General features: G+C 71.7%; 18 protein-coding genes. 10 read left to right on the top strand and 8 right to left on the bottom strand.

Going from position 1 to position 22354, the window contains the following annotated elements:
* The first annotated feature begins 99 nt into the window (after window positions 1–99).
* Window positions 100–1620 carry an APC family permease gene (locus ACIQRL_RS38880; protein ID WP_401340683.1) on the top strand — a complete coding sequence of 507 codons (1521 nt, stop codon included), beginning with the start codon at window positions 100–102 and terminating at the stop codon, window positions 1618–1620.
* Window positions 1621–1652: 32 nt separating this feature from the next.
* On the opposite strand, the gene kdpA is transcribed toward ACIQRL_RS38880, so the two are convergent.
* The 4 genes from kdpA to ACIQRL_RS38900 are packed head-to-tail and all read right to left on the bottom strand — an operon-like array spanning window position 1653 to window position 4138.
* A complete protein-coding gene (kdpA, locus tag ACIQRL_RS38885) occupies window positions 1653–3029 on the bottom strand; it encodes a potassium-transporting ATPase subunit KdpA (protein WP_401340686.1) in 1377 nt (458 codons plus the stop codon).
* Window positions 2956–3303, bottom strand: coding sequence for a potassium-transporting ATPase subunit KdpA (locus ACIQRL_RS38890; protein WP_401340689.1), 348 nt, complete (start codon window positions 3301–3303; stop codon window positions 2956–2958). Before ACIQRL_RS38890 ends, kdpA begins: the two co-directional genes overlap by 74 nt.
* A 2-nt stretch (window positions 3304–3305) precedes the next feature.
* A complete protein-coding gene (locus ACIQRL_RS38895; protein WP_401340691.1) occupies window positions 3306–3746 on the bottom strand; it encodes a potassium-transporting ATPase subunit C in 441 nt (146 codons plus the stop codon).
* Complete coding sequence (locus ACIQRL_RS38900) at window positions 3722–4138, bottom strand: SAV_915 family protein (protein ID WP_401340694.1); 417 nt, start codon at window positions 4136–4138, stop codon at window positions 3722–3724. The genes ACIQRL_RS38895 and ACIQRL_RS38900 overlap by 25 nt, the downstream gene beginning before the upstream one ends.
* A gap of 311 nt (window positions 4139–4449) precedes the next feature.
* Here ACIQRL_RS38900 and ACIQRL_RS38905 point away from each other — a divergent pair, with 311 nt between their 5' ends.
* The 5 genes from ACIQRL_RS38905 to ACIQRL_RS38925 all read left to right on the top strand — a co-directional run bounded on the left by ACIQRL_RS38905 (window position 4450) and on the right by ACIQRL_RS38925 (window position 11188).
* Window positions 4450–5307: an oxygenase MpaB family protein gene (locus ACIQRL_RS38905; protein WP_401340697.1), complete on the top strand. Its 858-nt coding sequence runs from the start codon at window positions 4450–4452 to the stop codon at window positions 5305–5307.
* Between the two features lie 67 nt (window positions 5308–5374).
* Window positions 5375–7651 carry a tetratricopeptide repeat protein gene (locus tag ACIQRL_RS38910; protein ID WP_401340700.1) on the top strand — a complete coding sequence of 759 codons (2277 nt, stop codon included), beginning with the start codon at window positions 5375–5377 and terminating at the stop codon, window positions 7649–7651.
* A gap of 294 nt (window positions 7652–7945) precedes the next feature.
* Entirely contained in the window at window positions 7946–8353 is a 408-nt protein-coding gene (locus ACIQRL_RS38915; protein WP_401340702.1) for a YciI family protein, read from the top strand.
* 8 nt (window positions 8354–8361) lie between these two features.
* The gene (locus tag ACIQRL_RS38920) at window positions 8362–9507 is read left to right on the top strand and encodes an RNA polymerase sigma factor (RefSeq protein WP_401340871.1); all 1146 of its coding nucleotides are present in this window, start codon (window positions 8362–8364) and stop codon (window positions 9505–9507) included.
* Window positions 9508–9622: 115 nt separating this feature from the next.
* Window positions 9623–11188, top strand: coding sequence for a phytoene desaturase family protein (locus tag ACIQRL_RS38925; protein ID WP_401340704.1), 1566 nt, complete (start codon window positions 9623–9625; stop codon window positions 11186–11188).
* A gap of 139 nt (window positions 11189–11327) precedes the next feature.
* Here the strand turns inward: ACIQRL_RS38925 and ACIQRL_RS38930 are convergent, their stop codons facing one another.
* Window positions 11328–13175 carry a serine hydrolase gene (locus ACIQRL_RS38930; RefSeq protein ID WP_401340707.1) on the bottom strand — a complete coding sequence of 616 codons (1848 nt, stop codon included), beginning with the start codon at window positions 13173–13175 and terminating at the stop codon, window positions 11328–11330.
* Window positions 13176–13347: 172 nt separating this feature from the next.
* Here ACIQRL_RS38930 and ACIQRL_RS38935 point away from each other — a divergent pair, with 172 nt between their 5' ends.
* The 3 genes from ACIQRL_RS38935 (at window position 13348) to ACIQRL_RS38945 (ending at window position 17585) form a co-directional block, all read left to right on the top strand.
* A complete protein-coding gene (locus ACIQRL_RS38935) occupies window positions 13348–14460 on the top strand; it encodes an NAD(P)H-dependent flavin oxidoreductase (protein WP_401340710.1) in 1113 nt (370 codons plus the stop codon).
* Window positions 14457–16007 carry an acyl-CoA synthetase gene (locus tag ACIQRL_RS38940; protein ID WP_401340713.1) on the top strand — a complete coding sequence of 517 codons (1551 nt, stop codon included), beginning with the start codon at window positions 14457–14459 and terminating at the stop codon, window positions 16005–16007. Before ACIQRL_RS38935 ends, ACIQRL_RS38940 begins: the two co-directional genes overlap by 4 nt.
* Window positions 16008–16085: 78 nt before the next feature.
* Window positions 16086–17585 (top strand): acyl-CoA synthetase, encoded by a 1500-nt coding sequence (locus ACIQRL_RS38945; protein ID WP_401340714.1) that lies wholly within the window; start codon window positions 16086–16088, stop codon window positions 17583–17585.
* A 22-nt stretch (window positions 17586–17607) separates the two neighbouring features.
* On the opposite strand, the gene ACIQRL_RS38950 is transcribed toward ACIQRL_RS38945, so the two are convergent.
* A complete protein-coding gene (locus ACIQRL_RS38950; RefSeq protein ID WP_401340715.1) occupies window positions 17608–18879 on the bottom strand; it encodes a low temperature requirement protein A in 1272 nt (423 codons plus the stop codon).
* Between the two features lie 17 nt (window positions 18880–18896).
* The gene (locus ACIQRL_RS38955) at window positions 18897–19853 is read right to left on the bottom strand and encodes an SDR family NAD(P)-dependent oxidoreductase (protein WP_401340717.1); all 957 of its coding nucleotides are present in this window, start codon (window positions 19851–19853) and stop codon (window positions 18897–18899) included.
* A gap of 300 nt (window positions 19854–20153) precedes the next feature.
* Between ACIQRL_RS38955 and ACIQRL_RS38960 the strand changes: the two genes are divergently transcribed.
* On the top strand, window positions 20154–20741 hold the full coding sequence (locus ACIQRL_RS38960) for a TetR family transcriptional regulator (protein ID WP_401340719.1): 588 nt from the start codon (window positions 20154–20156) through the stop codon (window positions 20739–20741).
* A gap of 262 nt (window positions 20742–21003) precedes the next feature.
* On the opposite strand, the gene paaK is transcribed toward ACIQRL_RS38960, so the two are convergent.
* Window positions 21004–22311, bottom strand: a complete 1308-nt coding sequence (gene paaK / locus ACIQRL_RS38965) for a phenylacetate--CoA ligase PaaK (protein WP_401340720.1) — start codon at window positions 22309–22311, stop codon at window positions 21004–21006.
* Window positions 22312–22354 lie beyond the last annotated feature (43 nt).

A 22354-nucleotide genomic window follows, 5' to 3' on the forward strand; every position in this document is an offset into this window, starting at 1 on the left:
CCAACGTCGCCCGGACACGGTTCACTTCATGTGCGTCCACACACCCAACATGCTCTTGATCAGCACTGATAGGAAGACCTAACGGAGTCCTACTACGCGGTGGCCAAGAAGGATCTCGGCTCCAGGACGAGTTACCTCGCGGCGGCCAGTCTCGTCGTGGACTACGTGCTCACCGTGACCGTCAGCCTGGCGGCCGGAGCGGCCAGTCTCGCGTCCGCCTTCCCCTCGCTCGGCTCGCATCTGCTCGAGCTCTGCCTGGGCGGGCTCGCGCTGCTCACGGTCGTGAACCTGCGCGGTGTGGCCACGAGCGCCCGGGTACTGATGCTGCCCACGGTGCTGTTCATCGTGAGCATCCTCGGCATCGTCGTGCTCGGGCTGCTGCGCCCCCACCCGGCGGCCGTCGTAGGGACGGACCAACCCGTCCACGCCACCGAGGCGTTGGGCGTGCTGCTGCTCCTGAAGGCGTTCTCCTCCGGCTGCTCCGCGCTCACCGGGGTGGAGGCCATCGCCAACGGGGTACCCGCCTTCCGCGCGCCGCGCGTCAGGCGGGCGCAGCGCACCGAGCTGATGCTGGGCGCGCTGCTCGGGCTGATGCTGATCGGGCTCGCGGTGCTGATCCGGCGTGACCATGTGGCCCCGCGCGGTGGCGTGACCGTACTCGCACAGCTCACGGCGGGCTCGTACGGGACGGGCTGGCCGTACTACGCGACCAATCTCATCGTCACCGTGGCCCTCGCGTTCGCCGCGAACACCAGCTTCGGCGGACTGCCCGTCCTGATGAGCCTGCTGGCCAAGGACCACCGGCTGCCGCATCTCTTCGGACTGCGCAAGGAACGCCCCGTCTATCGCTGGGGAGTCGTGGCTCTCGCCCTGCTCGCGGCTCTGCTGCTGATCGCCGTGGACGCGGACACGCACCGGATGATCCCGCTGTTCGCGATCGGGGTGTTCATCGGCTTCACGATCAGTCAGATCGGGCTCGTACGGCACTGGAGGCGTGAGCGGCAGCCCGGCTGGCTGCGGCGTGCGGTGCTGAACGGGATCGGCGCGGTGCTGACGGCCGTGGCGGGCCTCGTGCTGCTGTCCACCAAGTTCCTGGAGGGGGCGTGGGTGGTGGTGGTCGCCATTCCGCTGCTGATGCTGCTGTTCTCCCGCGTCCAGCGGTACTACACGGAGGTCGGCCGGGAACTCGGGTTGGGGGAGACCCCGCCGCCGGTGCGTCTCACCGACTCCCTCGTCATCGTGCCGGTCGGCGAGGTCAGCAGGCTCACCCAGCTCGCGCTGACGGCCGCCCGCGCGCTCGGTCACGACGTCGTCGCGGTCGCCGTGCACGGTGATCCGGCCAAGGCCCGTGCCCTGGAGGAGAGTTGGGCCCGCTGGAATCCTGGCGTACGCCTGGACGTCATCGACAGCCCGCAACGCTCCCTCGTGGAACCGATCGTCGACTACGTCCGGCGGGCGGAGAAGGAAGGACGTCAGATCGCCGTCCTCATCCCCGAGGTCGAGCCGCGCCACCGCCGCTACCAGATCCTCCAGAACCAGCGCGGCCTTCTGCTGGCGGCCGCGCTGCGGGCCCGTACCGACGTCGTCGTGTGTGTCGTGCCGTACCGGCTGAGGCTGTGATGTGACGGGCCGGGAGCTCAGCCGGTACGGGGCTACAGGAGTCCGTCGGCGATGGTGCCGAGGGACAGTGCCGGCAGGAAGTTGAGCAGCGCCAGGACGACGGCCGCGGCCGTGGCGAGGACGACGAAGTTGACGCCCTGGCGGCGCAACGTTCCGACCGTGACGACGCCCGGCCGCTGCCTGGCGAGCCGCCCGGCCAGGGCCAGCACGGCGACCATCGGGAGATACCGCCCCGCCGGCATCGCGACCACCATCAAGAGATTGTGGAAGTCGGTGGCGCCGTTGAAGCCCGCCATCGCGCTGCCGTTGCTGTTGGTGTTGCTGGTGTAGGCGTAGATCAGCTCCGTCAGGCCGTGCGCCCCCGGGTTGCCCATCGAGGTCTGCCCGTCGTCGAAGGCGAGCGCGATGCCCGTGCAGGCCAGGATGACGGTGGGCGGGATCAGCGCGTAGACCACGACCCAGCGCATCTCCCCGAACCCGATCCGCTTGCGCAGGTACTCGGGCGTGCGGCCGACCATCAGACCGCCGATGAAGACGGCCACAAGGACCACCATGATCAGGCCGTACAGTCCGCTGCCGGTGCCGCCGGGCGCGATCTCGCCGAGCATCATCGCGGACAGCAGCACCCCGCCGCCGAGGCTGGAGAAGCTGTCGTACGAGGAGTTGGCCGCGCCGTCGGCCGAGCCGGTGGCTCCCACGCCGAACAGTGTCGAGCCGGGGATGCCGAAGCGGGTCTCGGTGCCCTCGTACTGGCCGCCGACCGCCTGGGTGACCGTGCCGGTGTGGGTGGACTGGGCCAGCGTTCCGGCTGCGAGGAGCAGGCCGAAGAGGATGCCGACGACCGTCAGCAGGGTCCAGCTCTGCTTCAGGCTGCCGATCATCCGGCCGAACATGCGGATACAGGCCGTCGGGATCAACAGCATCAGCACGATCTCGAAGGCGTTGGTCCAGGCGCTCGGGTTCTCGAAGGGGTGGGCGCTGTTGGCGTTGAAGACGCCGCCGCCGTCACCGGTGAACAGCTTGACCGGCTCCCAGGATCCGACCGGTCCGTCGAGGATCGTCTGCCGGGCGCCCGCGACCGTGGTGATGGTGTGGCCGGCGCCCAGACTCTGGATCACACCGCCCGCCATCAGGATCAGACCGCCGACGACCGCCATCGGGAGCAGGACGCGGACGGTCGTGCGGAGCAGGTCGACCCAGAAGTTGCCGAGGTCGTCCGTGCCGCGCCGGACGAGGCCCCGTACGAGGGCGAGTGCCACGCAGATGCCGACCGCCGCCGACGCGAACGCCTGCACGCCCAGGCCCGCCATGACGGCGAGGTGCCCGGTGGCCGACTCACCGGCGTAGTTCTGCCAGCTGGTGTTGGTCGTGAAGGAGACGGCGGTGTGCAGCGCGAGCCGCCACGGCATGCCCTCGTGGCCCGTCGACCACGGCAGCTTCCCCTGGAGGGGTGAAGAGGGCGAAGAGCGCCGCGATGCTCATGACGGAGAAGGCGAGCAGGGCGGTGAGGTAGTGCCGCCAGGTCTGCTCCTTGTCCGGGTCGATTCCACACACGCGGTAGAGGGTCTTCTCCCCGCGCCGGTGCCTCCCGCCGTCGAGCGCCCGGGCCATGTAGTCGCCGAGCGGGACGTGCAGTCCCACGACCACGGCGAGAATGATCGATGCCTGGATCCAGGCCGCCATGATCAGGCTCCCTGCTTCGGAGACGGCGCGGAGGTCGCGGTCGTCGGGTACCCACGGTCGAGCGCGAGGTTCAGCTCGACGACATTGACGCCCGGTTCGCCGAGCACACCGAGCGCACGCCCGGTGCTGTACTTCGAGATCAGCTTGCGTACGTCGGCCGTGCTCGCGCCGCGCTCACGTGCGACGCGCGGCGCCTGGAGCTTTGCGTACGCCGGGCTGATGTCCGGGTCGAGGCCGCTGCCGCTCGCGGTGACCGCGTCGGAGCGGGGCCAGACGGAGAGGCCTTCGGCGTCGCGCGCGTCGGTGTGGGGTCCTTCGCCGGGGCGGCCGGCTCCGGGCGCCTGACGTGCTTGCCGAACGGACGGTTTGCCGACGGCCGGGTCTGAACGGGCAGTTCCTGGATGGACATGACGCCTCCTCAGCCGATCAGCAGGTTCAGACACGCGACGACGGCGACCGCGCCGGACACCCGCTGGGCAGTGACGTGCTGGGGATGCCGGCGGCGCCAGGAGTTCTCTCGCTCATGGACCGTGGCCGCCGTGCGGTCGGCCGCGGGGGCGGAGAGCTGCGGGTCGACGGTGAGGGCGGTGACGCCCAGGGGTGCGGCGAGTGCGCGCAGCGCCGGTTCGGAGAGCCTGATGCAGGCCTGTTCGGTGCCCAGCGTGGCGGTGAGCTTCGCCGCCGAGGTGAATCCGACGGCCGTACGGCCGCCCAGTGGAGTGCGGAAGAACCGGGCCGTACAGCCCGTGGGCCCCGACCGGACGGGGACGAAGAGAGGTCCGGCCGGGAAGCGTTCTGAGGGCTCGGGGTCCTCGGAGTACTCGACTGGAGACATGGTGCTGCTCCTCGAAGAAGGCGACGTGCGCCGCCCGGTCGGATCGACCGGGCGCATCGATGAAGCTATGCCCGCCCCACCAGGGCCGGGCCCCCTCGCTGACGGATGCTTGACGGCAGGCCCCGCGCCCATAACGCGATGCTGACGGAGGCGGGGATGGGTCCTGACCGATGCCGGATTCCTCAAGCCCTGACGGCCGGCCCTCGGCGAGTCCGGCCGGCGGGGTGCGATCCGGAGGACGCCGGGGCTGATGGTCCGTGTCGGTGAACCGCCACGTGTGCCGACGGTCGATCCTGGGCACACCTGACGGAATGGATCTCACCGCGGCCGCTGACCCGGGGTTGTTCGGGCCCGATTCGGTCACCTGGCAGATGCATGCCGACCCCATGATGTGGGTCGCCGGGATTCGCGCGCTCTACCTTCAGGCTCTTCACCCGCGTGTCGTCAGCGCCGTCGTGCAGAACTCCGACTTCCGCAATGACGCCTGGGGCAGGCTGAAGCGCACCGCGAACTTCGTCGGGACGACGACGTACGGGACCGCCGAGGCCGCGGAGCGGGCGGCGGCCAGGGTCCGCAGGATCCACCGCACGCTCACCGCGACCGACCCGGACACCGGTGAGCGCTACGGAATCGACGATCCCGAACTGTTGCTGTGGGTGCACTGCGCGGAGATCGACTCCTATCTGCACGTCCTGCGGCGTTCCGGTTTCCGGCTCACGGACGCGCAGGCCGACCGCTACATCGGGGAACACCGGGTCGGCGCGCGGCTGGTGGGGCTCGACCCCGACCGGGTGCCGCTGAACCGGTCCGAACTGGCCGCGTACTTCGAGAAGATGCTCCCCGAACTGGCCGCGGGCCCCGGAGCCCTGGAAGTGGACGAGTTCCTCATGCGTCCGCCGGTCCACCCCCTGCTCGTACCGGCGCGCGCACTGTTGTGGCGGCGCGTGGCCGGGCTCGCGTACGCCGCTCTGCCGCCGTACGCCCACGCGCTGTACGGCAGGCCGACGCCGTCGCCCGGAGCGGTGACCCGGCGGCTGCGTGTCACGGGCACCACGCTGCGCTGTGTCCCCGCACGGTTGCGCTGGCAACTCCCGCCCAAGCACATTCTCTCGGCCGTGTCACGGCTCGGCCCCGGCTCGCGTCCGGCACCGTACAAAGTGGGCAGATAGCTCGTCATACTGGGCGGGGGTCAGGGGCGGGCCCGGGGCTGAGCGGTGACGGGGGCGATCACGCGAGATGGCGGAGAGCAGGCTGATCCAGGGCCGTTACCGGCTCCTCGATCCGATCGGGCGCGGCGGCATGGGCGAGGTGTGGCGGGCGCGGGACGACTCGCTGGGCCGCCAGGTGGCCGTCAAGTGCCTCAAGCCACTCGGCCCGCATCATGACCCGTCCTTCACCCGCGTCCTGCGCGAGCGGTTCCGGCGCGAGGCCCGGGTCGCCGCGGCCCTTCAGCACCGCGGGGTGACCGTCGTCCACGACTTCGGCGAGTCCGACGGTGTGCTGTACCTGGTGATGGAACTGCTGGAGGGACACAACCTCGGCCAGCTCCTGGAGGAGAACCGGCATCATCCGCTGGCGGTCGCCGAAGTCGTCGACATCGCCGACCAGGTGACCGCCGCGCTCGCGTACACCCACGAACAGGGCGTCGTCCACCGCGACTTGAAGCCCGCGAACATCATGCGGCTGACCGACGGCACCGTGAAGATCTGCGACTTCGGCATCGCCCGCCTCGGCCACGACATCGGATTCACCTCACGGCTCACCGGCACCGGCATCGCGATGGGCACCCCGCACTACATGTCGCCGGAACAGATCGGCGGCTCGGAGGTCGACCAGCGCAGCGACCTCTACTCCTTCGGGTGCGTGCTCTACGAAATCGCCACCGGAGCACCGCCGTTCGACCTCGACGACGCCTGGGCCATCCTCATCGGCCACCGCGACACGGTGCCCGAGCCGCCGCGCAGCCACCGGGCCGAGATCCCCGAGTACCTGGAGCGGATCATCCTCGACCTGCTCGCCAAGCGGCCCGAGCAACGCCCGCAGGACGCCCGCGAACTCGCCCACCGCATCAGCGCCGGGCGCACCACGCCGATGTACGTTCCGACGGTGGTCGCCCCGGCCCTGCCGCACCCCGCCGCGGGGCTACGCCCGGCCCCCCGGGTCCCGTCCCGACCCGAGTGGCAACCCTCCCGCGAACCCCGGCTGCCGTCCTGGACCCAGGGCATGACCACCGGCCACAAGGCCACCGGCGCGGGACTGCGCGGCACCCCGCCGGACACCTCCGCGGGACTCACCGGCGAGTGGATCGCCCGCCCCTCCACCGCTGTCTCACCCCTGCCAGGACGCAGTGAACGACCCACCCCCGCACCGGAGTTGCTCGCCACCCTGGCGGGACGGCACAACGCCGGACTGAGCCTCGGGCGGCTCGGACGGTGGACCGAGGCCGGAGAGGTCCACCGCTCGGTCGCCGCAGAACGGGAGCATCTGCTCGGCCCCGACCATCCGGACACGCTCGCCAGCCGGTACGAGGTCGGCTTCACCCTCAGCCGCACCGGACGCCCCGCCGAAGCGCTCGGCGAGTACGCGCGCGTCGCCCAGGCCAGAGAGCGGGTGCTCGGCGCCGACCACCCCGACACCCTGGCGGCGCGACAGGAAATGGCCTATGTGCTCGGCCAGTTGGGACGCCACTTCGAAGCGCACCAGGCCTACACGTCGGTGCTCGCCGCCCGGGAGCGCGCGATGGGCCCCGACCATCCCGACACCCTGCGCTGCCGCCACAATCTCGCCTTCAACCTCAGCAGGCTCGGGCGCCTGGAGGACTCGTACCGCATGGCGAGCGAAGTCGCCGCCGCCCGCGCCCGGGTGCTCGGCCCCGCCCACCCCGACACGCTCGTCACCCGCTACGAAGTGGCCTATGCCCTGGGCCAGTTGGGGCGCTGGCCGGAGGCGCTCGGCACCTACCAGGAGGTGGCCGCCGCCCGCGGGCAGGCCCTGGGCCCGGACCATCCGGACACGCTCGCAGCCCGCTACGAGGTGGGCATCAGTCTCGGCCGGCTCGGCCGCAGCGCGCAGGCACTGGAGCTGTACCGCTCCCTCGTCGACGACCGCACCCGGGCCCAAGGCGCAGCCCATCCCGAAACCCTGCGCGCACGGCACGGGCTCGGCGTGAACCTCGGCCGTCAGGGCCGCTGGGAGGAGGCGCTCGCCGAGTCCCGCGACGTGTGCGCCATCCGCGAGCGGGTGCTCGGCGCCGATCACCCCGACACCCTCGTCAGCCGCCGCGAGGTCGCCGTCGGGCTCGGCTGGCTCGGCCGCTGGGCCGACGCCCTCACCGAGTACCGGCGCGTCGCCGCCGCCCGCGAGCGGGTCCTCGGCCCGGCCCACCCCGACGCCCTCGCCAGCCGCAACGACGAAGCACACTGCCTGGAGCAGCTCGGCCACGGGCAGGAGGCGGTGGAGCTGTACCGCAGGGTGGCGGCCCTGCGGCAGCAGCGAGCGGCCGGAGGACACTGACCGCGCGGACGACGCCGGCGGCACGTCCCGACCGCACGGGCGACCGCGACAGCAGATCCCTACCGCCGCGGTGACCCGGCCGGTCGGTCCGCCGACCCGGACCCCGACCGCGCCGGCCGCCCCGGGACGAGAAGGCCGTCGGGTGTCGGGCGCCGGGGATCGGTGTGGGGCCGCGTGACGGTCGTACACGAAAGCCAAAAAATCTCCGACGGTGATGTCGAGAACCCGTGGCCCGCTCCGTCCCAGCAGTGAACGCGACCACAATGGATCGCACCAGTACCGAGGAGAAGCACGATGGCCAAGTACCTGCTGCTCAAGCACTACCGGGGCGCCCCGGCCGCGGTCAACGACGTGCCCATGGACCAGTGGACTCCGGAGGAGATCTCGGCCCACATCCAGTACATGAACGACTTCGCGGCCCGGCTGGAGAAGAGCGGCGAGTTCGTCGACGGGCAGGCGCTCGCCCCGGAGGGGACGTTCGTCCGGTACGACGGCGAAGGGCGCCCGCCGGTCACCGACGGCCCGTTCGCCGAGACCAAGGACCTCATCGCCGGCTGGATGGTGATCGACGTCGACACCTACGAGCGCGCCGTCGAACTGGCCGGGGAGCTGTCGGCCGCCCCCGGGGCGGGCGGCAAGCCGATCCACGAGTGGCTCGAGCTGCGCCCGTTCTACGGCGTGTCGCCCACCATCACGGAGTGACCTCTCCGGTGAACGAGGTCCTGCTCCGGAGCCTCACACCGAGCGTGCTCGCGATCCTGGTCCGCCGCGGAGCCGACTTCGCGGCGGCCGAGGACGCCGTGCAGGACGCGCTCGTCGAGGCGGTCCGCGTCTGGCCGGCCGACCCCCCTCGGGACCCGAAGGGCTGGCTGGTCACCGTGGCCTGGCGCCGGTTCCTCGACGCGACCCGGGCGGACGCGGCCCGCCGCCGGCGCGAGGACCTCGTCGACGAGGAGCCGGCCCCCGGACCCGCGCCCGCGGCGGACGACACGCTCCAGCTCTACTTCCTGTGCGCCCACCCCTCGCTCACGCCGTCGTCCGCGGTCGCGCTCACCCTGCGCGCCGTCGGCGGGCTCACCACCCGCCAGATCGCCCAGGCCTACCTGGTGCCCGAGGCGACCATGGCGCAGCGCATCAGCCGCGCCAAGCGCACCGTCTCCGGCGTCCGGTTCGACCAGCCCGGCGATGTCGCCACCGTGCTGCGGGTCCTCTACCTGGTCTTCAACGAGGGCTACTCAGGCGATGTCGACCTCGCCGCCGAGGCCATCCGGCTCACCCGGCAGCTCGCGGCCGCGATCGACCACCCCGAGGTGGCGGGGCTGCTCGCCCTCATGCTGCTCCACCACGCCCGGCGCGCGGCCCGGACCGCGCCCGACGGCAGCCTCGTACCGCTCGCCGAGCAGGACCGCGGCCGCTGGGACACCGGGGCGATCGCCGAGGGCGTGGGGATCCTGCAGGCGGCCCTCGCCCGCGACCGGCTGGGCGAATTCCAGGCCCAGGCCGCCATCGCGGCACTCCACGCCGACGCGCCCACCGCCGAGGAGACCGACTGGGTGCAGATCGTCGAGTGGTACGACGAACTCGCGCGCCTGACCGACAGCCCGGTCGTCCGGCTCAACCGCGCGGTGGCCGTCGGCGAGGCGGACGGACCGCGCGCCGGCCTGGCCGCGCTCGCGGCGCTGCACGACTCCCTGCCGCGGCACACCGCCGTGGCCGCGTATCTCCACGAGCGTGACGGCGACCTCGCGGCGGCGGCACGGCTGTACGCCGAGGCGGCGCGGAAGGCGCCCTACCTCGCCGAGCGCGACCACCTGACACGCCAGGCCGCCCGGCTCAACGCCCGCCGGTCCCGCTGAGGGGTCGCCTGAGCACGCGAGCCGGAGGCCGGGACGTCCGCGCCTTCCCGTACGGACGCCCGCCGCTTGCCGCGCACCCCTGGCCGACGTAGATCATCACGTGCTACGAAGAACCATGCCTGTACACGAGGGATATGACGCCGTGATCGTCGGCGGAGGCCACAACGGACTGGTCGCCGCCGCCTATCTGGCACGGGCCGGCCGGTCCGTGCTGGTGCTGGAGCGCCTGGGCAACACCGGCGGCGCCGCCGTGTCCACCCGGCCGTTCGCCGGAGTCGACGCGCGGCTGTCGCGCTACTCGTACCTGGTGAGCCTGCTGCCCCGGAAGATCGTGCGGGACCTGGGGCTCGACTTCCGGGTCAGGGGCCGCACGGTCTCCTCGTACACGCCCGTCGAGCGCGACGGACGGCCCACCGGGCTGCTCGTCGGCGGCGGCGAGCGGCGCACCCGCGAGGCGTTCGCCCGGCTGACGGGGTCGGAGCGCGAGTACGAGGCGTGGCAGCGCTTCTACGGGATGACCGGCCGCGTCGCCAAGAGTGTGTTCCCCACGCTCACCGAACCGCTGCCCACCCGCGAGGAGCTGCGGGCGCGCGTCGACGACGAGGAGGCCTGGCGGATCCTCTTCGAGGAGCCGGTCGGCGTCGCCGTCGAGAAGTACTTCGCCGACGACCTCGTCCGCGGTGTCGTGGTCACCGACGCGCTGATCGGCACCTTCGCCGACGCCCACGACACCTCGCTGCGGCAGAACCGCTGCTTCCTCTACCACGTGATCGGCGGTGGCACCGGAGCCTGGGACGTGCCCGTCGGCGGGATGGGCGCCCTCACCGACGCGATCACCGGCGCCGCGCGTGCCGCGGGCGCCGTGATCGCCACCGGTCACGAGGTGCTGCGGATCGAGACGGACGGCGAGTCCGCCGAGATCACCTACCGGACCGCCGACGGCGAGGGCGTCGTCGCGGCCCGGCATGTCCTGGTGAACGCCTCGCCGCAGGAGCTCGCGCACCTCACCGGAGACGAGCCGCCCACCCCCGCGGAGGGTGCCCAGCTCAAGGTGAACATGCTGCTCAAGCGGCTGCCGAGACTGCGTGACACCTCCGTCGACCCGCGCGAGGCGTTCTCCGGGACCTTCCACATCGCCGAGGGCTACGAGCAGTTGGCGGCCGCGCACGCGCAGGCCGCGGCCGGTGAGCTGCCCGCCGCACCGCCCTCGGAGATCTACTGCCACTCGCTCACCGACCCCAGCATTCTCGGCCGGGACCTCGTCGAGCAGGGCTATCAGACCCTCACGCTCTTCGGCCTCCACACGCCCGCGCGGCTCTTCGAGCGGAACAACGACGCCGTACGGGAGGAACTGCTGAAGTCGACGCTGGCCCAACTGGACGCTCACCTCGCCGAGCCGCTGGCCGACTGTCTGGCCACCGACGCGGACGGGCGTCCCTGCATCGAGGCGAAGACCCCGCTCGACCTGGAGCGCGACCTGCGCCTGCCCGGCGGCAACATCTTCCACCGCGACCTCGCCTTCCCGTACGCCCAGGAGGGCACCGGCCGCTGGGGCGTGGAGACCCGGCACGCGAACGTGCTGCTGTGCGGGGCCGGCGCGGTACGCGGCGGCGGCGTGAGCGGCGTACCGGGCCACAACGCGGCGAAGGCCGTACTGGAGTCCCTGGGCCAAGCGGGCTAGGCCGCGAGCGCGCCGCCCTCGCCCGGACCGTCCGGAGAGGGAGGACGGCCTCGGCGGCCCGCGCCCACGGGATTCCGTCGTGCCCCGTCGTCGAGGGGTGGCGGGGGCGGCCTCGCGCGGCCGTCCCCGCACGCAGCCCTCAGTCCCGCGACGGCACCCAGCCGGCAGCCGCGATCCGTGCCGCGTCGGCCGGGCGCGTCTCGTCGAAGAGGACGCGGCCCGCGGCCTCGACCCGCAGGGCGTCGACGTACGCGCCGCGGCCGACGTACAGCCGGTCGGTCGCGTACCGCCAGCGCAGCGTGAGTGCCGGCGCGCTCGGCAGATCCGCGTCCAGCCGGTGCCACACCCGCCCCGCCCAGCCGGTGGCCGTGCCCGCCGGATGATCCTCCGGGGCCTCGGACCCGCGCCGGACCGTGAACGGGACCGGTCGCCAGGTCGTGCCGCCGTCGGTCGAGGACTCCAGGAACAGGACGTCCGACACGGGTTCGGTGTCCCACCACAGCGCGCAGCCGAGCCGCGTCGGGCCGGCGGTGGTGTCGAGCGCGGGCAGTGTCAGTGTCGCGGTCGTCGCGCTCGCCATTCCGGAGAACCAGGACGTACGACCGCGCACGGGACGCACCGCGACGGCCCGCGCCAGGTTGTTCCCGGCGGCGACCCGGGGAGCGGAGCCGGATCGCCAATTGCGCACGGGGTGAACGGAGTTGCCCAGGACGATCAGGAAGGAGTCGGTCGTCGGGTCGAGGACGAGCGAGGTGCCGGTGAAGCCGGTGTGGCCCGCGGTGCGCGGTGTCGCCATCGCGCCCATGTACCACGGCTGGTAGAGCTCGAAGCCCAGGCCGTGCTCGTCGCCGGGGAAGGCGGTGTTGAAGTCGGTGAACATCAGGTCCACCGTCTCCGGTCTCAGGATGCGCGCCCTGCCGTACGCCCCGCCGTTCAACAGCGTACGGCCGAGGATCGCCAGGTCCCAGGCGCGGGAGAAGACCCCCGCGTGACCGGCGACCCCGCCCAGGGAGTACGCGTTCTCGTCGTGGACCTCGCCCCACACGAGCCCGCGGTCCAGTCCCGACCAGGGCGGCCGGGCGTCCTCGGTCGCGGCGATCTCCGGCTTCCAGGAGGCGGGCGGGTTGTAGCGGGTGCGTTCCATGCCGAGAGGGCCGGTGATCTCGTCGCTCAGGAGTGTGTCGAGGGTGTGCCCGGTGATCCTCTCCAGGACGAGCTGGAGCGAGATCAGGTTCAGGTCGGAGTACAGGTAGGCGGTGCCGGGCGGGTGGAGGGGGACCTCGTCCCAGATGAGCTGGAGCTTTCCCTCGCGGGTCGGCGCCTTGTACAGCGGGATCCAGGAGCGGAACCCGGAGGTGTGGGTGAGCAGTTGACGGATGGTGATGTCCTGCTTGCCGCCGCCCGCGAACTCCGGGAGGTACGCGGCGACAGCGGCCTCCAGCTCCAAGTGGCCGCGCTCCATCTGCTGCACGGCGAGGATCGAGGTGAACAGCTTCGAGACGGAGGCGAGGTCGTAGACCGTGTCCGGGGCCGCCCGGATCTGCCGGTCGGCGGGGAACTCCACACCGGTGTCGGTCTTCTCGTCGTAGGCCGCGTAGCGCACGGCCATGCCGATCGGCTGGTGCAGGGCCACGGTGCCGCCGCGCCCGGCGAGCAGCACGGCACCGGCGAACCAGGGGTACTTGGGGGAGGGTCCGAGGAACGCCTCGGCGTCCGCGACCAGTTGGCGCAGATGGCCGGCGAGCAGCCCGGCCTGCCCGGGGGTTCCGTGCCTCAGGGTCCGGCGGCCGTTCCCCGTCGAGGCCGCCGCCGGGCCCGCCGGGAAGGGGGCGAGGGCCAGCGCCCCGCCCACGGCCAGCGCGCCCCTGCCCCACTGGCGACGGGTCAGCCCGCCGCCCGCGTCGGCCCGGTCGTCACCTGTCCCGGCCCCCTCGCCCGCCGCTCTGTCCCGCTCGCCTTCCGCCCTGTCCTTCGCGCCTTCGGTCATCGAGAAGCCTCTCGCTCGCGTCGCCTGAAAGTATCTTTCCGGGTCTGCTGTGCCGAGTGAAACTTTCCGGTCAGAAGTGGGCGTGTCAACCCTCTCCGACGGGACCCAAGAGATCTGACGGAGTATCAGAAAAGGCCTTCCCTCGTCCGGACGTCTGCGGCATCCTGCGCCCATGCAGACGGAGCTGAGCAAGGAACTGGGAGTCGAGCACGCCATCTTCGGCTTCACGCCGTTTCCCGCCGTCGCCGCGGCCATCAGTCGCGCGGGCGGGTTCGGTGTGCTCGGCGCGGTCCGCTACACCGCCCCCACCGATCTCGAACGCGACCTCGACTGGATCGAGGCGAACGTCGACGGCAGGCCCTACGGCCTGGACGTCGTCATGCCCGCGAAGAAGGTCGAGGGCGTCAGCGAGGCCGACGTCGAGGCGATGATCCCCGAAGGGCACCGGCAGTACGTCAAGGACACCCTCGCCAAGTACGGCGTCCCCGAACTCGCCGAGGGCGAGGTGTCCGGCTGGCGCATCACGGGCTGGATGGAACAGGTCGCCCGCGGCCAGCTCGACGTCGCCTTCGACTATCCGATCAAGCTGCTCGCCAACGCGCTGGGTTCACCGCCCGCCGACGTCGTCGAGCGCGCCCACGCCCAGGGTGTGCTCGTCGCGGCCCTCGCGGGCAGCGCCCGGCACGCCCGCAAGCACGCCGAGGCGGGCATCGACGTCGTCGTCGCGCAGGGCTACGAGGCGGGCGGACACACCGGCGAGATCGCCTCGATGGTGCTGACGCCCGAAGTCGTCGACGCCGTGGGCCCGTTGCCGGTCCTGGCGGCGGGCGGCATCGGCAGCGGACGACAGGTGGCCGCCGCGCTCAGCCTCGGCGCCCAGGGGGTATGGCTCGGTTCGATCTGGCTGACCGTCACCGAGGCGGACATGCACTCGCCCGCCGTCACCCGGAAACTGCTCGCCGCCGGCTCCGGCGACACCGTCCGCTCACGCGCCCTGACCGGCAAGCCCGCACGTCAGCTCCGCACCGAGTGGACCGACGCCTGGGACGACCCGGACGGGCCCGGCACGCTCCCCATGCCCCTCCAGGGACTGCTGGTCGCCGACGCCGTCTCGCGCATCCAGAAGTACGAGGTGGAGCCGCTGCTCGGCACACCGGTCGGGCAGATCGTCGGCCGGATGACCAGCGAACGCTCCGTCCAGGAGGTCTTCGACGACCTGACCCGGGGCTTCGAGCGCGCCGTCGACCGCGTCAACCGCATCGCGGGCAGGGGGGAGCAGGCATGAGCACGGCACCGAACGGCTTCTGGGCCCAGGCCGCCGCCGACCCCCAGCGTGTCGTCCTCGTCACCCCCACCGGCGAGGAATGGACCGCGGGACGCCTGCACGCCGCCGCCAACGGGCTCGTCCACGGACTGCGCGCCGCCGGTCTGCGGCGCGGCGACTCCTTCGCGGTCGTGCTGCCCAACGGCGTCGAACTCCTCGTCTCCTACCTCGCCGCCTCGCAGGCCGGTCTCTATCTCGTCCCCGTCAACCACCACTTCGTCGGCCCCGAGATCGCCTGGATCGTCTCCGACTCCGGAGCCAAGGTCCTGATCGCCCACGAACGGTTCGCCGACGCCGCCCGGCACGCGGCCGACGAGGCGAAGCTTCCCGCGGCACAGCGGTACGCCGTCGGCGAGATCGAGGGCTTCCGGCCGTACGCCGAACTCCTCGACGGACAGCCCGAATCGGCGCCCGCCGAACGCACGCTCGGCTGGGTCATGAACTACACCTCGGGCACCACCGGCCGCCCACGCGGCATCAGGCGCCCGCTGCCCGGCAAGCTCCCCGAGGAGTCGTACCTCGGCGGCTTCCTCGGCATCTTCGGCATCAAACCGTTCGACGACAACGTCCACCTCGTCTGCTCGCCGCTCTACCACACCGCGGTGCTCCAGTTCGCGGGCGCGTCCCTGCACATCGGCCATCGGCTGGTGCTGATGGACAAGTGGACGCCTGAGGACATGCTGCTTGTCATCGACACGCACAAGTGCACCCACACTCATATGGTGCCGACCCAGTTCCACCGACTGCTGGCCCTCTCCGACGAGGTGAGGGCCCGCTACGACGTCTCCTCCATGCGGCACGCCATCCACGGCGCGGCCCCGTGCCCCGACCATGTGAAGCGGGCCATGATCGCGTGGTGGGGCGAGTGCGTCGAGGAGTACTACGCGGCCAGCGAGGGAGGGGGAGCGTTCGCGACCGCCGAGGACTGGCTGAAGAAGCCCGGCACCGTCGGCAAGGCGTGGCCCATCAGCGAACTGGCCGTCTTCGACGACGACGGCAACCGGCTGCCGCCCGGTGAACTCGGCACCGTCTACATGAAGATGAGCACGGGCGGATTCTCGTACCACAAGGACGAGACGAAGACCCGGAAGAACCGCATCGGCGACTTCTTCACCGTCGGAGACCTGGGCTGCCTCGACGAGGACGGCTATCTCTTCCTCCGCGACCGCAAGATCGACATGATCATCTCGGGCGGGGTCAACATCTACCCCGCCGAGATCGAGTCGGCCCTGCTCTCGCACCCCGCCGTCGCCGACGCGGCCGCCTTCGGCATCCCGCACGACGACTGGGGCGAGCAGGTCAAGGCCGTCGTCGAGGCCGCGCCGGGCCACGAACCCGGTCCCGCGCTCGCCGCCGACATCCTCGCCCACTGCGAGCGCCGGCTCGCGGGCTACAAGCGGCCCAAGAGCGTCGACTTCATCGCGGCCTTGCCCCGCGACCCCAACGGGAAGCTGTACAAGCGACGGCTGCGCGATCCCTACTGGGAGGGCCGCACCCGGACGATGTGACCCGGTTCGCCTTCCCGTGCCGTCCCGCCACGCCGCCTCACTTGACCTCGCTCTTCCGTGGATCGAGGATCACGTGTCATGAAGCCTGGACACGGCAGTACGGTCGACGGGGTGCTGCGCCGCAGTGCCCGGCGCACACCGGCGCGGCGCGCCGTCGACTACCGAGAGCGCTCCTGGACGTACGCGGAACTCGACGAGGCCGTCTCCCGCGCGGCGACCGTCCTCCTCGACGAGGGGCTCGTCCCCGGGGACCGCGTGGGCGCCTACGGCCACAACTCGGACGCCTATCTGATCGGCTTCCTCGCCTGCGCCCGCGCCGGCCTCGTCCATGTGCCGGTGAACCAGAACCTCACGGGCGACGACCTCGCCTACATCGTCGGCCAGTCGGGATGCTCCCTGGTCCTGACCGACCCCGACCTCGCGGGCCGGCTCCCGGAGGGCGTAAGGACCCTGCCGCTGCGCGACGCCGACGACTCGTTCCTCGTACGGCTGGAGGCGGCACGCCCGTACGACGGTGACGAGCCGCGCGGCGACACGCTCGTGCAGCTCCTCTACACGTCCGGCACCACCGCACTGCCCAAGGGCGCGATGATGACGCACCGCGCCCTGGTGCACGAGTATCTGAGCGCGATCACCGCTCTCGATCTGAGCGCCGGGGACCTGCCGGTCCACTCGCTGCCGCTCTACCACTCGGCGCAGATGCATGTGTTCCTGCTGCCCTACCTCGCGGTCGGCGCCTCGAACACCATCCTCGACGCGCCGGACGCGGGGCAGCTCTTCGACCTGATCGAGGCGGGCCGCGCGGACAGCCTGTTCGCCCCGCCCACGGTGTGGATCGGCCTGTCCAACCGCCCCGACTTCGCCGAACGCGACCTGAGCGGGCTGCGCAAGGCGTACTACGGCGCCTCGATCATGCCGGTCCCCGTCCTGGAACGGCTGCGCGAACGGCTGCCGAAGCTGGCCTTCTACAACTGCTTCGGCCAGAGCGAGATCGGCCCCCTGGCCACCGTGCTGGGACCCGACGAGCACAAGGGCCGGATGGACTCGTGCGGACGCCCGGTGCTGTTCGTGGACGCACGGGTGGTCGACGAGGACGGCAAGGACGTGCCGGACGGGACAGCGGGCGAAGTCGTCTACCGCTCACCGCAGTTGTGCGAGGGCTACTGGGACAAGCCCGAGGAGACGGCCGAGGCGTTCCGCGACGGCTGGTTCCACTCGGGGGACCTCGCCGTGCGCGATGCCCACGGGTACTTCACGGTCGTGGACCGGGTGAAGGACGTCATCAACTCCGGTGGCGTACTGGTCGCTTCGCGCCAGGTCGAGGACGCGCTGTACACCCACGAACAGGTCGCCGAGGTGGCCGTCGTGGGGCTCCCCGACGAGCGCTGGATCGAGGCCGTCACCGCGGTCGTCGTCCCCCGGGGCGAGGTCACCGAGGACGAACTGATCGCCCACGCACGCGAGAAGCTCGCCCACTTCAAGGCGCCCAAGCGCGTCCTGTTCGTGGACGAACTGCCCCGCAACGCCAGCGGGAAGATCCTGAAGCGGGAACTGCGGGACCGGTTCGGCGGGGCGTAGCCCTCGGCGGGGACGACGTCCGCTACCCGGGAGGGTCCTGGCGCCGGTTGTCGTTCTGATGTTCCGCGACCTCCGGTGCTTCCCCGGCCGCGGACCCCTCCTCGTGGGACAGGCGGTAGGCCACGGCGAGTCCCCAGGGGACACCGAGGAGGACGACGAGGGCGAGGCCGAGAACAAGTGGGGCCGGGCGCGCGGCACCGACTCCCACGCATACGACCGCCACGGCGACGCAGGTGGCTGCCAGCGGCCGGTAGAGCCCGCGGTCCGGGCGCCAGACGCGCAGGGAACTCGCGATCACCATCGTCGTGCAGAGCACGAGGGCCGCGCCCCCGCAGATCACCCAGGCCGTGGCGGCGGGGGTGCGGCTGTCGTGGGCGTGCTCGACGAGGCCGACCATCGCTGCACCCATGGCGGCCACCGCGGCCGTGAGCGGCAGGTGAACCAGCATCCACTGCACGGTGCTCGCGCGTGTGGGCCTCGGCCGCCGGTGTCCGGCGAAGTCGAAGTACGTCCACCAGGCACCGAAGCCGACGACGACGGCGACGAGCCCGACGGCGAGGGTGAGGGCGTTCGTCGGCTCGTGGGTCAGTCCGTCCACCACTCCGGTGACGGTCTCGCCGAGCACGATGATGATGAACAGCCCGAACCGTTCGGTGAGCGCGCCGGTCACGCTGAGCGCGACCGCCTGTACCGGGGTGGCCGCACCGACCATGACCGCGAACCCCGTCAGGTAGGCGACGGCCAAAAGGCCCCACGTGAGCACGCGGGCGTCCGCGGGCAGGGCGGAACTCGCGGCCAGGACGACGGCGCAGACGGCCGTCCCGGTCACGAACAGTGTGCTGGGGCGCCGGAATTCGGGGCTGTCCCCGCGTGCGGCGAGCAGCCACAGCACGGCCAGCACCGCGAACAGCACCCCGGCGTCCACGGCGAACGCGACTCCGCGTGCGCCGCCCGCCTCGGGGATGAACGCTCCCAACGGCACGAGCACCAGGATCTGCAGCAGGAACACGCTCCGGCCGCGGGCATCCTCGTGCCCGTGCAGTTCGTGGTGCAGGGTGCCGTTGAACCAGGCGATCCACACCAGCGCGAACACCACGGCGAACTCGCCCAGACCACGCCAGGTGAGGTGCCCGGCGAAGTGGTGGGCGGCCTGGGCGACCAGCACGACGACGACCAGGTCGTAGAAGAGTTCGAGCGGTCCGACCACTCGCTCGCGTGGCTGCTCGCCATGGGCGCGCGGGGGCTGCCACAGTCGGCGGCGCAGCCGGTCCCACCGCTCATGTCGTGAGGTCACAGCGGCAGCGTAGGACTTCAGCGGACGAGAGCCTCGGACACGGCCCACAGCCGGGCCGCGTTCTCCGGATCCAGGGCGTACGGCGCGACGCCGGCGACGGCACCGGCTCGCTCGGTGACCTGCTCGGCCTGCGCGCAGTCCTCGAAGTAGCGGCCGGTGATGCCGTCCACCGTCGGTGAGGCGGCCAGCAGCACCGAGGTGGCGGCGCCCTGCTCCACGGTCTTCTGCGGCGGCAGCGCGAGGTCGCCCGACGCGATGAACGCGGCCACCTGCTGCATGTCCACATGCCGGGCCAGGGACGTGTCGGCGATGTTCCCCGGCATCAGCGCGTTGGCGGTGATGCCGTCGTCGGCCCATCGCCCGGCGGCACCGAGGGCGAACAGGGCGTTGGCCGTCTTCGACTGTCCGTAGGAGGTCCAGGGGTCGTAGGGGCGGAAGCGGTAGTCCAGGTCGTCGAAGACGACCGGCGAGAAGAGGTGACCGATGGAACTCACCGAGACGACCCGCGCGCCGTCCGCCGCCGCGAGGGCCGGGTGGAGGCCGGTGGCGAGGGCGAAGTGGCCCAGATGGTTGACGGCGAACTGCGTTTCCCGGCCGTCCGGCGTGCGGGTGAGTTCCGGCGGGGCCATCAATCCGGCGTTGTTGACCAGGATGTGCAGCGGGCCTTGCCAGGCGGCCACGAACGCCGCGACCGTCGACCGGTCGGCCAGGTCGAGCCGCCCCACCGTCACCTGTCCCGATTCGGGCGGCAGCTCGGCCTCCAGGCGCGCCGCCACGCGGGCACCCGCGGAGGTGTCGCGCACGGCCAGGGTGACGTCGGCGCCCGCCACGGCGAGCACCCGGGCCGTCTCCACCCCGATTCCGGAACTGGCTCCGGTCACCACGGCCCGGCGGCCGTGCAGGTCGACGCCGTCGATGACCTCTGTGGCGGTTGTGCTTGCCCCGAACGTCTGGGGCGTCTGAGATACGGACATGAGGTGAATCTCCTGATTTGAGTAACTTCGAGACCCGAGACCCGAGCGGCCTGGGGGTGAGGTGCGCCGCGTTGGGCCTTAAGGGGCCTCGGCCGGCTTTCTGCCGTTGAGCGCCGCCGTGAACTGGGGTGCGCGGCGATCGTCGCTGGTGCGCCGTTCGGGGTGATCGCCTCGATTGCGGCGACGTCGTCGGCGGTGCGGCAGAGGCTGCCAACGTGTAACTAACTGGATATATACATCACCGTAGACCTGCGGATCGACCATGTCAATAACTAGATAGTTACTTGCTAGGGTGGCGGCATGCCACGGGATTCCAGCGCCACCAAGGCCAGGCTGCTCGACGCCGCCTTCGCCGAGTTCGCCGCCTACGGCATCGCCGGGGCCCGAGTGGACCGGATCGCGGAGGCCGCGGGGGCGAACAAGCGGCTGATCTACGCCTACTTCGGCAACAAGGAGCAGTTGTTCGACGAGGTGCTGCAACGAGCGATGACAGCGGGTGCGGAATCGGTGCCCTTCGACGTCGAGGACCTGCCCGGGTACGCCGGAGCGGTCTTCGACCACCTCGTCGCCCGGCCGGACCTGATGCGCCTACGGCTATGGAAGCTGCTGGAGCGCCCCTCCGCCACCGGACTCGAACCGAACGCCTTCCGGCGCAAAGCGGCGGAGGTGGCCGACGCGCAGCACCGTGGCGAGGTCACCCAGGAGATGGAGCCCGGCGATCTTCTGACCATGGTTCTGGCCGCGGCCCAGGCGTGGTTCTGGGCGGCCGAGGGCGTCGACCCCGAGGAGGTCGCGCAGTCCTGGTCGGCGCAGCGGCTGGCCCTGCATCGCTCGGCGGTCGTCGAGGCCGCCCGCCGGATGAGCGAGCCGAGGGCCGCAGGCGCGTAGCGGTCTCATGGGCGCGTGGCGCAGGGCGGGCCCGTCTCCCCAAGGCGGTGGGCCGTCTCCCACAGGGCGGGGAGACGGGGTGGGGGCACGGCCGGTCGCCGTTCCGGGCGGAAGACGCGTGGCGCGTGACATGGCGGCCGGTGTCGGCCTGCTCCGGCCCACCGCCCGCCAGGCCTGAGGCGGTGGACCGGTCCGCGACGGGTCGGACCAGCGGTCGGCCGGAGCGCGGTTCGCCGTGTCCGCGTGGGGTGCGAGCGACCGCTCACGGGCGTCGGCGCAGGTCCACGATCCGCTTCAGCTTGCCCACCGACCGCTCCAGGGACTCCGGTTCGACGATCTCCACCGTGACCGAGACGCCGATCCCGTCCTTGATGCCCGCGGTGATCGCCCGAGCGGCCGCCTCGCGCGTCTCGGGTGTGGCGCCGGAGCGGGCCTCGGCCCGGACGGTCAGGGCGTCGAGGCGGCCCTCGCGGGTCAGCCGGAGCTGGAAGTGCGGAGCGACTCCCGGGGTCCGCAGCACGATCTCCTCGATCTGCGTCGGGAAGAGATTGACCCCCCGCAGGATCACCATGTCGTCACTGCGGCCGGTGACCTTCTGCATCCGGCGGAAGACCCGTGCGGTGCCGGGCAGCAGCCGCGTCAAGTCCCGTGTCCGGTAACGGATCACGGGCATGGCCTCCTTGGTGAGCGAGGTGAACACCAGCTCACCCTCCTCGCCGTCCGGCAGCACCTCACCCGTGATCGGGTCGACGACCTCCGGGTAGAAGTGGTCCTCCCAGATGTGCAGACCGTCCTTGGTCTCCACGCACTCCTGGGCGACCCCCGGGCCGATGACCTCCGAGAGGCCGTAGATGTCCACCGCGTCGATCGCGAACCGCTCCTCGATCTCGCGGCGCATCTCCTCCGTCCACGGCTCGGCCCCGAACACGCCGACCCGCAACGAGGTGCCGCGCGGGTCCACGCCCTGCCGCTCGAACTCGTCGAGCAGGGTCAGCATGTACGACGGTGTCACCATGATGATCTCGGGCTTCAGGTCCTGGATGAGCTGGACCTGACGTGCCGTCATACCGCCGGACGCGGGGATCACCGTACAGCCGAGCCGTTCCGCGCCGTAGTGGGCGCCCAGCCCGCCGGTGAACAGGCCGTAGCCGTAGGCGATATGAACCTTGTCGCCGGGCCGGCCGCCCGCCGCGCGGATCGAACGGGCCACCATGTCGGCCCACATGGACAGGTCGTTCTCCGTGTAGCCGACGACCGTGGGCCGCCCGGTCGTCCCGCTCGACGCGTGGATGCGCCGGATCCGCTCCTGCGGAACGGCGAACATCCCGTACGGGTAGTTCTCGCGCAGATCCGCCTTCACCGTGAAGGGGAACCGTGCCAGGTCGGCGAGCGAGCGGCAGTCGTCCGGGCGCAGCCCGGCCTTGTCGAAGGACTCCCGGTAGAAGGGGACGTTCTCGTACGCGTGCCGCAGCGACGCGCGCAGCCGCTCCAGTTGGAGCGCCCGCAGTTCCTCCGCGTCGAGCCGCTCGCCCGCGTCGAGCAGGTCCTTCGGGTCCGTCGAGCCCGCCATCGCGCCCACTCCCTCGCCAACCGTGCGATTCCGGACGACCGAT

It is taken from the genome of Streptomyces sp. NPDC091209 (assembly GCF_044757755.1).
In the GTDB taxonomy this organism is placed as follows: Bacteria; Actinomycetota; Actinomycetes; order Streptomycetales; family Streptomycetaceae; genus Streptomyces.

Coding starts and splice junctions, on each gene's coding strand:
- kdpA (WP_401340686.1), bottom strand. CDS start 3,029: ATGCCGTGGCGGCTCGCGCTGCACACCGCCGTCTCCTTCACGACCAAC.
- ACIQRL_RS38925 (WP_401340704.1), top strand. CDS start 9,623: ATGCCTGTACACGAGGGATATGACGCCGTGATCGTCGGCGGAGGCCAC.
- ACIQRL_RS38940 (WP_401340713.1), top strand. CDS start 14,457: ATGAGCACGGCACCGAACGGCTTCTGGGCCCAGGCCGCCGCCGACCCC.
- ACIQRL_RS38905 (WP_401340697.1), top strand. CDS start 4,450: ATGGATCTCACCGCGGCCGCTGACCCGGGGTTGTTCGGGCCCGATTCG.
- ACIQRL_RS38890 (WP_401340689.1), bottom strand. CDS start 3,303: ATGGCGGCCTGGATCCAGGCATCGATCATTCTCGCCGTGGTCGTGGGA.
- ACIQRL_RS38945 (WP_401340714.1), top strand. CDS start 16,086: ATGAAGCCTGGACACGGCAGTACGGTCGACGGGGTGCTGCGCCGCAGT.
- ACIQRL_RS38935 (WP_401340710.1), top strand. CDS start 13,348: ATGCAGACGGAGCTGAGCAAGGAACTGGGAGTCGAGCACGCCATCTTC.
- paaK (WP_401340720.1), bottom strand. CDS start 22,311: ATGGCGGGCTCGACGGACCCGAAGGACCTGCTCGACGCGGGCGAGCGG.
- ACIQRL_RS38955 (WP_401340717.1), bottom strand. CDS start 19,853: ATGTCCGTATCTCAGACGCCCCAGACGTTCGGGGCAAGCACAACCGCC.
- ACIQRL_RS38910 (WP_401340700.1), top strand. CDS start 5,375: ATGGCGGAGAGCAGGCTGATCCAGGGCCGTTACCGGCTCCTCGATCCG.
- ACIQRL_RS38915 (WP_401340702.1), top strand. CDS start 7,946: ATGGCCAAGTACCTGCTGCTCAAGCACTACCGGGGCGCCCCGGCCGCG.
- ACIQRL_RS38960 (WP_401340719.1), top strand. CDS start 20,154: ATGCCACGGGATTCCAGCGCCACCAAGGCCAGGCTGCTCGACGCCGCC.
- ACIQRL_RS38930 (WP_401340707.1), bottom strand. CDS start 13,175: ATGACCGAAGGCGCGAAGGACAGGGCGGAAGGCGAGCGGGACAGAGCG.
- ACIQRL_RS38900 (WP_401340694.1), bottom strand. CDS start 4,138: ATGTCTCCAGTCGAGTACTCCGAGGACCCCGAGCCCTCAGAACGCTTC.